Source organism: Bradyrhizobium sp. SZCCHNR3119 (genome assembly GCF_032487775.1).
Lineage (GTDB): Bacteria > Pseudomonadota > Alphaproteobacteria > Rhizobiales > Xanthobacteraceae > Bradyrhizobium.
In genome coordinates this window covers 4,412,833-4,425,341 of sequence record NZ_JAUEUV010000001.1, presented here as the reverse complement: position 1 = coordinate 4,425,341, position 12,509 = coordinate 4,412,833, and the positions used below count along the sequence as shown (strand labels likewise).

11 protein-coding genes are annotated in these 12,509 nt (G+C 64.8%); 2 read left to right on the top strand and 9 right to left on the bottom strand.

What is annotated here, in order from left to right:
* Window positions 1-2 precede the first annotated feature (2 nt).
* Window positions 3-764, top strand: a complete 762-nt coding sequence (locus QX034_RS20340) for an ABC transporter ATP-binding protein (protein ID WP_315700738.1) — start codon at window positions 3-5, stop codon at window positions 762-764.
* 6 nt (window positions 765-770) lie between these two features.
* On the opposite strand, the gene serA is transcribed toward QX034_RS20340, so the two are convergent.
* Entirely contained in the window at window positions 771-2,018 is a 1,248-nt protein-coding gene (serA, locus tag QX034_RS20335; RefSeq protein ID WP_315700739.1) for a phosphoglycerate dehydrogenase, read from the bottom strand.
* 275 nt (window positions 2,019-2,293) lie between these two features.
* On the opposite strand from serA, the gene QX034_RS20330 reads away from it, so the two are divergent.
* Window positions 2,294-4,954: a flavin-containing monooxygenase gene (locus QX034_RS20330; protein WP_315700740.1), complete on the top strand. Its 2,661-nt coding sequence runs from the start codon at window positions 2,294-2,296 to the stop codon at window positions 4,952-4,954.
* Here the strand turns inward: QX034_RS20330 and QX034_RS20325 are convergent.
* The 8 genes from QX034_RS20325 to QX034_RS20290 form a co-directional block, all read right to left on the bottom strand.
* Window positions 4,951-6,846, bottom strand: a complete 1,896-nt coding sequence (locus tag QX034_RS20325) for an FUSC family protein (protein ID WP_315700741.1) — start codon at window positions 6,844-6,846, stop codon at window positions 4,951-4,953. The genes QX034_RS20330 and QX034_RS20325 overlap by 4 nt on opposite strands.
* Window positions 6,843-7,295, bottom strand: a complete 453-nt coding sequence (locus QX034_RS20320; RefSeq protein WP_315744749.1) for a MarR family winged helix-turn-helix transcriptional regulator — start codon at window positions 7,293-7,295, stop codon at window positions 6,843-6,845. Before QX034_RS20320 ends, QX034_RS20325 begins: the two co-directional genes overlap by 4 nt.
* A 53-nt stretch (window positions 7,296-7,348) precedes the next feature.
* On the bottom strand, window positions 7,349-7,921 hold the full coding sequence (locus tag QX034_RS20315) for a hypothetical protein (RefSeq protein WP_316195738.1): 573 nt from the start codon (window positions 7,919-7,921) through the stop codon (window positions 7,349-7,351).
* On the bottom strand, window positions 7,921-8,268 hold the full coding sequence (locus tag QX034_RS20310; protein WP_316195736.1) for a DUF3147 family protein: 348 nt from the start codon (window positions 8,266-8,268) through the stop codon (window positions 7,921-7,923). The genes QX034_RS20315 and QX034_RS20310 overlap by 1 nt, the downstream gene beginning before the upstream one ends.
* On the bottom strand, window positions 8,265-8,936 hold the full coding sequence (locus QX034_RS20305; protein WP_316195735.1) for a phosphatase PAP2 family protein: 672 nt from the start codon (window positions 8,934-8,936) through the stop codon (window positions 8,265-8,267). Before QX034_RS20305 ends, QX034_RS20310 begins: the two co-directional genes overlap by 4 nt.
* Window positions 8,937-9,037: 101 nt before the next feature.
* Window positions 9,038-9,673, bottom strand: a complete 636-nt coding sequence (locus QX034_RS20300; RefSeq protein WP_315700746.1) for a 2-dehydro-3-deoxy-6-phosphogalactonate aldolase — start codon at window positions 9,671-9,673, stop codon at window positions 9,038-9,040.
* Window positions 9,674-9,675: 2 nt separating this feature from the next.
* Window positions 9,676-10,608 carry a 2-dehydro-3-deoxygalactonokinase gene (locus QX034_RS20295; protein ID WP_316195733.1) on the bottom strand — a complete coding sequence of 311 codons (933 nt, stop codon included), beginning with the start codon at window positions 10,606-10,608 and terminating at the stop codon, window positions 9,676-9,678.
* Between the two features lie 401 nt (window positions 10,609-11,009).
* A complete protein-coding gene (locus tag QX034_RS20290; RefSeq protein WP_315701243.1) occupies window positions 11,010-12,110 on the bottom strand; it encodes an IS4 family transposase in 1,101 nt (366 codons plus the stop codon).
* Window positions 12,111-12,509 lie beyond the last annotated feature (399 nt).

Below are 12,509 nucleotides of genomic sequence, written 5' to 3'. Positions count from 1 at the left end.
GCATGCTCCGGATCGAGAACCTCGCCATGCACTTTGCCGACGTAGCCGTGATCCACAGCCTGACGCTTACAGTGCGATCCGGCGAATTCGTTGCCGTACTTGGCCCGTCCGGTTGCGGCAAAACCACGCTGCTGCGGCTTGCAGCCGGCGTGCTCCATCCAAGCGCCGGGACCGTCGGCAACAGCTTCCGGCGCAGCGCGTTCGTGTTCCAAGATGCGCGTCTTGCGGGGTGGATGACCGCGCTCGAAAATGCGGGCTTCGGCCTGAAAGCCGCTGGAATGGCGAGGAGCGCGCGGGAAACCGCCGCGACTCGCATCCTGCTTCGGCTGGGGCTGGAGACTGCCGACCTCGCCAAGCGACCGCACGCATTATCCGGCGGCATGCGTCAACGCGTTGGCCTCGCGCGTGCGCTTGCCGTGGCGCCGGATCTGTTATTGTTGGACGAGCCGTTCTCGGCGCTCGATGTTGGCCTGCGGCGAGATATGCAGCGGCTGATCCGAAACGAGGTCGACACGGCCGGCATCGCTGCCCTGCTGGTCACTCACGACGTCGCCGAGGCCGTACGTCTCGCCGATCGCATCGTTGTGCTGTCGCCTCGCCCCGGACGGATCGTCGCAGAACTGCTCAACCATCCCTGCGACGACGAGGCGTTGATGTTCGAATCCGCGGCGAAGCTGTTGCGCACGCCAGGCGTCGAACAAGCCCTGCTCCGGACTGGGCCGCCGCGACGCCAGAGATCCCTTACATATGCCGCCGAAGGATAGGACGGCTTACGGCCGGTCGTGATCGTACAACACACGCACCCGGATCGTGCCGTCGACCGCCCGCAGCTCGGCGAGCAGTGCCTCGCCCTCCCCGCCGACCACGTCGGTTTCCAGCACGACATAGCCGACTTCCGGATCGGTCTGCAGATATTGCGCCAGGATATTGATGTTGTGGCGAGACACGGCTTCGTTGATCTGGCGGAGCACGCCCGGCACGTTGCGATGGACGTGGATGAAACGCGTGCCCGTCGGGCGCGCCGGCAGCTGCACCTGCGGAAAATTCACCGCACCAAAGGTCGAGCCGACGTCGGAATAGTCGATCAGCTTGCGCGCGACCTCGCCGCCGATCCGGTCCTGCGCTTCCTCGGTGGAACCACCGATGTGAGGCGTGAGGATCACGTTGGGCAGACCCTGCAGCGGCGAGACGAATGGATCGGCGTTCGAGGCCGGCTCAACCGGGAAGACGTCGACCGCGGCACCGGCGAGCTTGCCTTCGCGCAGCGCGCTTGCAAGCGCCTCGATATCCACCACCGTACCGCGCGAATTGTTGATCAGATAGGCGCCATCCTTCATGTGCCTGATCTGCCGCTCGCCGATCATGTTCGCGGTGGCCGGCGTCTCCGGCACATGCAGCGTGACCACATCGCTCATGGCCAACAGCTCGTCGAGGCTCTCGACCGGCTCGGTGTTGCCATGACGAAGCTTGTCGGTGAGATCGTGAAAGATCACGCGCATGCCCATCGCCTCGGCGAGGTTCGATAGTTGCGAACCGATATTGCCGTAGCCGACGATGCCGAGCGTCTTGCCGCGGACCTCACGGCTGCCCGCCGCCGACTTGTCCCAGCCGCCAGCATGCGCCGAGACTGAACGCGGGAAGATGCGGCGGAACAGCATCACGACTTCGGCGATGGTGAGTTCCGCGACGCTGCGCGTGTTCGAATACGGCGCATTGAACACGGGAATGCCGAGCCGCTTCGCCGCGTCGAGATCGACCTGGTTGGTCCCGACGGAAAAGCAGCCGACCACCATCAGGCGATCGGCAGCCTCCAGCACTTCGGCGGTCAGATGGGTCCGCGAGCGAATGCCGAGCATGTGCACGCCGGACAGCATCCGCTTCAGTTCGGCCGCGCCGAGCGCCTTGGGCAGCCGGTCCACCTCGGTATAGCCGTTGGCCTCGAACATGCGAACGGCGGAGTCGTTCACGCCCTCCAGGAGCAGGACACGAATTTTTTGTTTCGGCAGCGATAGCGGCATGGGCGTACCTGAATCAGTCTTCGGTTTGCGACAGTGTAGCGGTTCTGACACCCGCCAAGCGTTAAACTTCACGGACGGCGCTGCCGCAAGGCGCTTTCTGTCGCTTTCTCAAGCCGTTGTCTACAGCGCGCCGGATTTTCACCGGCAATGCAAGATCAGCACCGTCCTGATGTGACCGCAGCGCAGCAATCATAGATTGCTTTCTGGCATGATGACAAATCTCGCGCGCAGAACTAGCCTCCTGTCTCAACCATAAAATCATCGGGAGGAATCGCATGTCAGACGCAACGGTCACGGCAAGTGCTCCACAATCGGGCTCCAGCGAGACGCAACAGGTCGATGTTGCGGTGGTCGGCGCGGGATTCGCCGGCCTCTATGCGCTGTACCGCCTGCGCAAGGCCGGTTTTTCGGTTCTGGCGCTGGACACTGCCGATGACGTCGGGGGCACTTGGTATTGGAACCGCTATCCCGGCGCGCGCTGCGACATCCAGACGGTCGACTACAGCTACACTTTCGACCCAGAGCTCGACAGCGCTTGGCATTGGTCGGAGAAATACGCCACCCAGCCTGAGATCCTGCGTTATCTCGGCTTCGTCGCCGACCGCTACGATCTGAGGCGCGATATCCGTTTCGGCACCAAGGTCATCGCGGCAAATTGGGACGAAACCAGCGAGCGCTGGCTGCTGACCACCGACAAGGGACCTGCCGTATCCTGCCGCCATTACATCATGGCGACCGGCTGCCTGTCGCAGCCGAAGCCGCCGGAGATCGATGGCGTCCAGGACTTCAAGGGTGAGATCCACTTCACCAGCCGCTGGCCGAAAGACGAGGTGACATTCGCCGGCAAGCGCGTTGCCGTCATCGGCACGGGATCGTCCGGGATCCAGTCGATACCCGTGATCGCCGAGCAGGCCGCGCAGCTGATCGTATTTCAGCGCACACCGAACTTCGCGCTTCCAGCACATAACGGCCCGGTGCCGCAGGATCGCGCCGCCCAATTGGCGCAGGATCGCGCCACCTTCCGCGAACAGGCGCGGTGGTCGCTCGCCGGCGTGCCGTTGCCGCCCGCGACCGAATATAGCTGGCAGATGAACGAGGCCGAACGCCGCGCGCGGTTCGAGACGCTGTGGGCGGCAGGCGATCTCGTCGGCATGCTGACTCAGCTCTGGGCGGATCAGGGCGTCGACCCCGACGGCAATGCACTGCTCGCCGATCTGATCCGCGAGAAGATCCACGAGATCGTCAAGAATCCCGACACCGCGGCGGCATTGACCCCACACGATCATCCGTTCGGCGCCAAGCGGCCCTGCCTCGACACCAACTACTACGCCACGTTCAACCGGCCGAATGTCACCTTGGTCAACCTGCGCCAGGAGCCGATCACGGCGATCACCGCGAACGGCATCAAGACGGAGAAGCGCAGCTTCGATATCGACATCATCGTGTTCGCAACCGGCTTCGATGCGATGACCGGCGCGATCAGGGCGGTGCATCCGATCATGGGACGCGGCGGCAAATCGTTGTCCGACCTCTGGGCCCACGGTCCCGAGACTTATCTCGGCCTGACCGTTACCGGCTTCCCCAATCTGTTCCTGATCACCGGGCCGGGCAGCCCGTCGGTGCTCTCCAATATGGCGGTCTCGATCGAGCAGCATGTCGACTGGGTGGTCGATCGGCTGATCGCGATGCGCGAGTCCGGCTTCACTGCCATGGAAGCGACCGAGACCGCGCAGGCCGGTTGGGCGCGACACATGGCCGACTGCGCGATGCTGACGCTGCATCGCCTGGCCAACACCTGGTATACGGGCGCCAACGTGCCGGGCAAACCGCAGGGCGTGATGCCTTATACAGGCGGCGTCGGTCCCTACCGCAGCATCTGCAACGAAATTGTCAGCCGCGGCATGCTCGGCTTCAAGCTGAGCGGACCGAACGGCGCCACGCAATGTAACGACGGCGAAATCGTGCGGCTGCAGCCGGACGTGCGGCTGGTGTTGAACATGCTCGCCGAGATGAACCTGCCGCCGATCGAATCCATGGGCGCGCAAGGCGCGCGCGAGTTCGTCGCGCAGTTCAATACAACGCGGCCGCCGGGCCGGCCGGTCGGTGAAGTCAAGGACGGCACCTTGCAAGGCGCCGATGGTCCCCTGCGCTATCGGCTGTATCGCCCGGCAACACCGGGACCACATCCGATCGTGGTCTATTTCCATGGCGGCGGCTGGGTGCTTGGTGACGAGCAATCCGATGATCCGTTCTGCCGCGACATGTGCCGCCGCTCCAACATGATCTTCGTCAGCGTGGACTACCGCCACGCGCCGGAGCACCGTTTCCCGGCCGCAGCGGAAGACGGCTACGCGGCGACGCGCTGGGTCGCCGACCATGCGGCCGAACTCGGCGGCCGCAACGGCCCGGTGCTGGTCGCGGGCTGGAGCGCGGGCGGCAACATCGCTGCCGCCACCTGCCAGCTCGCGCGCGACCGTGGCGGACCTGCTATCGGCGGGCAGCTGCTTATTTGTCCGGTCACCGACTGCAGCTTCGATCGCCCCTCTTATACCGAGAACGCGACCGGCTACTTCCTGACCCGCTCGCTGATGTACTGGTTCTGGGACATCTATTGCTCGCCGGCCGACCGCACCGATCCGCGCGTCTCGCCCCTGCGCGGCAAGCTCGCCGACCTGCCGCCGGCCTATATCGTCACCTGCGAGTTCGATCCGTTGCGCGACGAAGGCATTGCTTATGCCGAGGCCTTGGCGGCTGCCGGCGTTCCGGTCAGCCAGCTGAAGGCGCATGGTCACTTCCATTCGTCGTTCACGATGGTCGACGTCATCATCACCGGCGTCAGCGGGCGCATGCAGATGGCCGAGGCTCTGCAGGTGTTCGCGCGATCGCATGATGAAGCCGTCAGCGCGCCGCCGGAGATCCATGCCGCGGCCAGCTAATCAGTGGCAGCCCGCAGCTTGCGAAAAGCTGCGGGCCGCTCGATGAGCTTGCCGGCCGCTTGCGCCAGAACCTGCGCGGTGCCGGAGGTCTCCACGGATAACCCTCGCGCGGCAGCGAGTAAGGCCCGCGCCGCGCGTGCGGGGTCCGCGCCCACCCGGTGCAGGCGCTTCAACGTTGCAGTCAGTCGCCGCTGGAGCCCCTGCGAGGAGGCGACGATCGCAAAGTCGGCAAGATGCTCGATTGCCTCTGCGACGCAGAGCAGCGCCAGCGCATCCTCGGCCAGCCGCGACGCCGGCAATGAGGCGCGCTCGCCCCAATAAGTCGCCAGCAGAATGCGATGATGCAGCAGCGCGCGCCATCTCCGTCGCCGTGTCGACCGAAGCGCGCTTGCCGCAAGGTGCTCCAGATCGTCGATCATGGCGGTGCGGACGGCCTCGTAGCGCCCGCGGCTGTCGATGGGATAAATCAGCTGGAACGCGACCAGGCCAACAGCAGGACCGATGATGACGGCAAGGCTTGCCATCAGCGAATGTTCGAGCGTCATCGTCTGCGGCCAGGCCGGCTGCAACATCAAGAGCAGCACCATATTGTAGTCGAACGCCATGCGCTGCGTCAGCCGGTGCGCAAACAAGGGCGCGCCGAGCAGAATGAAGGGCATCATGGCCACGACCAGCTCGAGCGGGCCGTTCGCGAGCGGCCAGACCAGCCAGCGGCAGATCAGGGCGAACGCAGTACCGAGCAATTGTCCGACCAGGACATGGCGCAGCATCGATGCCGGGTTCTCGAAGGTCGAGAAGATCGACAGCATGATCGCGGTGCCCAGCATCATGAAGCCGCCCATGTCCCAGCCGGTCGCAAGCCAGATGGCGCCGGTCGCAAGCAGTCCGATCATGGCCCGCAGCATGGCGCGACGCGCCAGCAGCCAATCGCGATGCAGATCGAGTTCGGCGGCGGAATCGCCTTCGAGGTCACCAAGGTCGCAGGTTGCGGCCGCCAGTTCGTCCAGCACCGTCGTGAGATCATCCCTCGGATCTGCCGCGCCGATGGCCTGACGCAGCAATTCAAGCGCCCGCTCCGGATCCGATGTCGCGCACCGTTCGGCTCCCTCGAGGATTTGGTCGGATAGCATAATCGCTGGGGCCACATCCGATCGCAGCCACAGCACAGCCGCCACCTGCGCGGCCAGCAGCGCCCGAATCTTCTTGACCAGCCGGCGCCCCTGGCGCGAGCCGGCACTGTGCAGATCGAGCGTGCCTTCCAGGGCGGCAATGTCCGAGAGGATCGACCGCTGCTCGTTCTCCGAAACCGGAGCCCCATGCAATCGCGCGACGAGATCGCCAACAATACGGGCGCTCAGACTGCGCGCCTTTTCGATCACCGTGACGTCGTCGCCGGCAGCTGCGAACAGCAGGCCTACGATCAAGGCCGCCACGATACCGACCGCGACCGTGAGCACCCGGTCGATCCCCAATGCCAGCACATGTTCGGGATGGGCGGCATCGAGCAGCGCCACCATCGCAGCGGAATAACCGGACAGCATCGCGGCGTAGGACGCGTAGCCGCGAACCAGATTGCCGATGAAGGCGCAGAGGCCGATCCACGCGGCGATGCCGATCACGAGCACCCAGGGCTCTCCACGCGACATCAGCACCAGGCCCATGCCGAACAGCGCGCCGACGATGGTGCCGGCGAACCGTGCAGCGCTTTTTTCCAGGAGGTGGCCACGCAGCGGCTGCGACGCCGCCCACACCGTCATCGCAGACCACTGCGGATGTTCGAGCCCGAGTAGCCAGGCCAGCAGAAGCCCGAGCGAGGCAGCAATCGCCGTGCGCAAGGCGAAGGCGAGCTTCGGCGGCTCGAAGCCGAGGCGCGCGAGCGCTTGGATCGTCATGGCTTGTCTTCCTTTGCCAGCCGGTGCTCGATCCGCGCGAAGACCTCGAGCGTCGCCTGCAGGTGCTCGTCGTCGACATCCTTCAGCATCGCGACCTCCGCCTGGTGCAGGACGCGATAGACCGACGTCAGCGCGCGCCGCCCCTTTGCGGTGAGAAAGATGAGCCGCGCGCGACGGTCGGTCGGCGACACACGCCGCTCGACCAGCCCCTGCTCGCCGAGAATGTCGAGCAGGCGCACCAAAGTCGATCCGTCGATGCCGCAACGGACCGCGAGTTCGTTCTGGGTGATGCCATCGCCGGCCCGATCCAAATGCACCAGCGGCGGCCAGGCGGCATCCGACAGGCCGAGCGCGGCCATTCGCGCGTCGAGCGCGCGCCGCCAACGGCGGCCGAGGCCGACCAGGGCAAAACCGAAGCGCAGACGGGCATTTGAAGCGGAGCCTTGCATTGGGTAATTACTTGAAGTAAAATTGTTTGAATTCAATCTATTTTCTCACAAAATCACGCAACGCTGCCCTGCTTCCCACGCCGCCCTGAACGCGTCTCTGCCCGCAGCCATCGACCTCGCCGCGACGCTCCGGCATGCGACAGCGACTTACCGGACGGACGGATCCGTTCGGGGCTCGCGGTCTCCGTCGCGCGTCGGCGAAGTGCTGCCCGCCACTGTTGGCGGCCCCACCAGACACCGACCGAAACCCCGAGCCATGCAGCGGAGGCTGCAATGAAGGCGGCGGGAATGCTGTGACGGACCAGCAGCAGAAAACAAGCTGCAAAGGCCAGCAGGCCAAGACTGCCAAGCGCGGCGCCGACCGAATCCAGGGCCGCAGCCTCTTGCCCGCGCCTGGTCCCACCGAGGCCGGCCTCGCGCTTGCGCCGTTTCTCGTGCCCCTCGATCAGCGTGGCGCTGGCGCAGAAGATCGCGGGCAGAGCCAAGAACAGGCCGCCGAGCGCGGGACCGAAGCCGCGCGCGATCAATCCGGCCACCACGGTCACGGCGCCGCCGAGTGCGAAGCGGACCAGATGTTCGTACCAGCGCCCCTCCTTCAGCGAAGATAGTGAGAACCCGACCCGCATCAGGCACCTCCCGGAAACAGCGCCTGCAGGCCGAGCGCCGCGATCAGCCAGACCGTGAGCGCAAGCAGGGTCGCGGACAGTGCGCGCATGCGCGCCCGCATCAGGAGTTGGCAGACAACGATGCTGTAGATCGCGAGCGCGATGGCACCAAACATCATCGAACGGCTCTGGATGGCGGCATATTCGGCGCCATGGACGGCGATCGCGATGCCAAGTGTCGCCAGCGCCACCGACGGCGCCGCGCTGAACAGGCCGGCAAAAGTCTTTGGACGCAGCACGTCGCCAAGCACGGCGAAAGCGGAGACCACGAGGCCGCCGAGGACGAAGCGAAGCAGATATTCGGTCATGAACGCCCCTCCGGCTTCTTGTCGCGAACAGGCGCCAGTGAGAGCTGCGCCGGACATCCGGTCACCAGGCGGAGAATGCGGTCGAGCGCCACGCCCATGACGAAGCCTGCGACGACGTCGCTGGCCCAATGCGCCAGGATGAGCACCCGTGTCAGCGACAGGCCAACGGCAACGCTGCGAATGAGCGCACGCGGGCGCAAGGGCAGCAGGCCTGCCGCGGAGGCGACCGCTCCCATGTGCAAGGCGTGGCCGGAGGGGAAGGCGTCCTCGCGTTTGCCGGAATAGGAAATCCCGTTGATATGACCGAGCAGGGTCTCGCGGTCGGGGCGGGTTTGATCGATGTACCTCTTGAGGAGATGCGGCAGCACCGACGCGGCGGCCGTCAGCAGCAGCATGTGATCGGCCACGCGGCGCACCGATTTCTCCTGACCGCGTGTAGCAACCCAGCCCAGAGCAGCCAGTGCAAGCAGCACATGCTCGTCTGCGCCCCAGGAGAGAGCGCGCCCGAGCTTTTCAGGTGCGGGCCTTGCGTGATGTGCGATTGCATCGGCGATGGCGATATCGGGTTTCGTCGGCTGCACCCTCACCAGCGGCTTCGGATGAGCTTTCTCGAACATGCCAGCAAGCGGCGAATGCGTCACCTTCTCCAACGCGTCGAACACGGGCATCCTGGAGCTTTATGAAAGGGTTCCGTTCCAACGCCCCCGTGTCAAATAAGTTTCACAAAACCGTCACACGGGTTCCGCTGCTCCCGCTCGGTTCGCCCTGCTCATCGCGCCATTGCGGCATCATAGGCGCGCACGGAGGCAAGCGCGGTATCGCGCACCTGCGCGGCCGTCATGCCCGGCTTGTAGAGACTTGATCCCAGGCCGAAGGCGCGAACTCCCGCCGCGGCATAATCGGAAAGATTCTTGTCCGACACACCGCCGACGGCGCCGACCACCACGCCCTTCGGAAGCACGGCGAGCTGCGCCGAGATACCCGAAGGCCCGAGTACGGACGCCGGAAAAAACTTCAGCGCGGATGCGCCGGAGCGCAGCGCCAGAAAGGCTTCCGTCGGCGAGAACACGCCGGGCATGGTCACCAGGCCCCGCGCGCCCGCCGTCGCCAGCACATCGGGATCGACATTGGGGCTGACCATCAAGCGGCCGCCGACATCAGCGAGGCGCGCGCAATCGGCAGCGCTGAGCACGGTGCCGGCGCCGATGAACACGTCGCTGCCGAAGCGCTTGCACAGGCGCTCGATGGACACGAAGGGATCGGGCGAGTTCAGCGGGACCTCGATCAGCTCGAAGCCGCTCTCGATCAGCACACCGACGATTGCCTCCGCTTCCTCCGGCTTGATGCCGCGTAGGATCGCGACCAGCGAACGTTTCACCTTGGGCCAGGATACCGACTGCGTCATGTTCAGAACTGAGCTCCCCAAATCTGCAAAGCGGCCTTGGCAAGGCCTTGCCGCGAGGCCTGCTCGGCATCGACGACGGTGACGGCAAAGCCGGCCTGCGCAAGAGCCTGCTGATAGAGCAGGCCGAGCGCGCCGGCGCCAATCAGACGCACGGCCCGCTCGCCGCGGAAACGTCGGGACGCATCGGCGAGTTCCGTGCCGATCAGGAGACCGGACAGGGTCGCAGCCCCGTCGGCGCGCTGCGCGAAGCCGAGCAGCTGCGCGGCCCGTAGCCGAAACAGCGACGTGGTCAATCCGCTCGGAGAGACTTGCGCGGCGGCAAGCGCGTCGCGAAACGCCGTGCTCTCCGCTGCTGGCGCAGCCGACGGCTCGACCGCATGGGCGAGGATGCTGTGCTGTGAGATCACCGCAAACAGCTCTCCCGTCATGTAGGTCGTGAATTCGCCCACGCGGCCGGCTTCGATCGCGATCCACTTGCTGTGCGTGCCGGGAATGCAGACCAGCCCGGTGAAATCGGGCTCGGTGACGCCGAGTAGCTGCGTTTCCTCGCCACGCATGACATCCGGCTGATCAGCTCGCGCCTGGGCGAGCCCAGGCAGGATGCGGATGTCACCACCAGCCTCGACATGAACCGCTCCTTCATGCAGGCTGTCGAGCCGGGTCGGCGTCCGCACATATGGCGCCTCGACCCAGCCCTGCTTGGCGCCGGCCATGCCGCAAATCAACACCGGCAGATCGTCGGGCGCGCCGAGCTTGGCGCAATGATCGCGCAGCACCGGCGCGAAACCGGTCGCCGCACAATGCAACATGCCTTCGGGCCCGCGGCTTTCGGCAAGCACGTCTCCTGCTGCCGATATCAGCCAGCCGCGAAAGCTCGACGTGCCCCAATCGACAGCAACAAAGGCGGGCTTGGCGTCCACTGACTTTGCGCTCACTCACTTCTCCTCACGCGCGCCTGCACCGGTAAATCCATCTCGCATCCAGCCCCATTTCGACAAAAGGTCAAGCGACCGAACGCCGACGATCCGCAGCATCGGTCACGCCAGTTCCGCCCGGACCGGGACGAGCAAGGCGCGCCTCCTCGCCTTCGCGGCGCGTTCGCGCCCGAATTATGGATCGTGAGCCGCCTCCGAAAGCAAAGAGGCGCAGGGAATGCCGCATAGGCGTTAAGGTAGCGCGAGCATCGATTGATACTTGCGTTTTCGAGGAGGCTCGCGAAGGTGGCGCCCCAACGCGCGTTTTCTGCGGCGCAAGCAACGGATGGTTGGTTGTGGAATGATTGCTTGCAGCAAGGATGCAACGAGCTGCTGCAGGACCCGCCAAGCGCCAGGCGTCGTTAAGCGGCCTGCGTCCAGTGGGGAGAGTCCTCGAAGTCGCTGGCAAGCGGCTCGAGCAACAGGATGATCAGGAGGTGGGCCAGCAGGTAGGGCTTGGCAGAGCGCGGATCGGTTCCTGGCGGCGTCTTGAGGCCAATCAGACTCTTCAGTCGCTTGAACCCAAGCTCGATCCGCCATCGCAATCGATAGAGCGCAAGCACATCTTTGGTGGAGAACTCGTCCCGCGCGAGCGACGTGATCAGAATGACCCAATCCGCAGCCTCCAAAGTTTCTTTGGAGATGATGCGGTTTTCATCTTTTGCGTCTTGCCGGGCTTTACGCCGAGAAGCAGCAGCCGCACCGGTGGGCTTCTTGATTGCGACCAGACGCATAGCCAGAGGCGCGCCGCCCTTGCGCTTGATCCAAATCTCCCGATCGACCAGTCCGCGCGCCTTCGCGGCACGCAATTGGGCCATCAGATCGAACGGAAGGCCTTTGGCGTCAAGCCAACGTGCGTTCTTCCAGCCCGCTCGGATCAAAACGTCGGCCCCGGCTTCGCGGACGGCCGCAATGCGGTCAGGTTGCAGATAAGCGCGGTCAGCAATGCGGATCTCGTTCTTGACCACTGGTATCCGGTCAAACGTTTCGCCCTCTTGCTGATCTGTCAGCTCGAAGTGACCAAAGCGCTCATAGGGCAGATCAAATGCGCTATGAACGCGCCAAAGCTCACTGTTCTTGCGCGCAGCCGGTCCCGCCTGAGGCACTGTCGTCGCATCGATGATGCGGATCAGGCGGCCTTGGCTCGCCTTCGGAGCTGCCGCAGCGAGCAAGCCCTCCACCAGCACCGCAAACCAATCACCACATTGACGCAGCCGATAGAACAACGCCACGCTGGTGAGGTCGGCAAGGCCAACAGAAGCCGCCCATGCGGCTGTCGATCTCAGCCCTCTTTCACCCAAACAATAGGCCAGCATCAGCCGAAGTAACGTCACCGCATCTGGAATCTGCCGCCGACGCGCGAAGGCCTTCGTCTGGCGCGCAGTTTTCTCGAGCTGCGCAGCCCCGCCCAGCTGCGCAACCACTCTCGTCCAGTCCTCGTTCAGGAGCGATTCGTCTGCCATCCCCTGTTCGAATCACGGCGGATTCCAACACTCAAGCATAAACTTAACGCCTATGGGGAATGCCGGGCGCTGGCCGCAACCCATGGCCCGCCTGCGAAAAAAATGCAGGCGGCAGGTACCACAGGTCCAGCCGAACGATCCGGCATTCCCTGCGCGATGGGTTTAACGGTTGCTCCGCGCTCTCCCTGGTGCACCGGGCTTGTTGGCCACCATATCCGCGCATGATGCAGACGCATCAGCGCGAGGACACCAGCGTCGGGGTGTCAGGACCACGCGGCTTGGCCGTCCGCAACAGCGTCAGTCGTCTTGCGCAACAGCGCCTGACACTCTCGCGGCCACCGCTCCCCGCCTCCACGTATCGCGACGATGCGCACGTCCCTCTTCATCGAGGCGGGATGC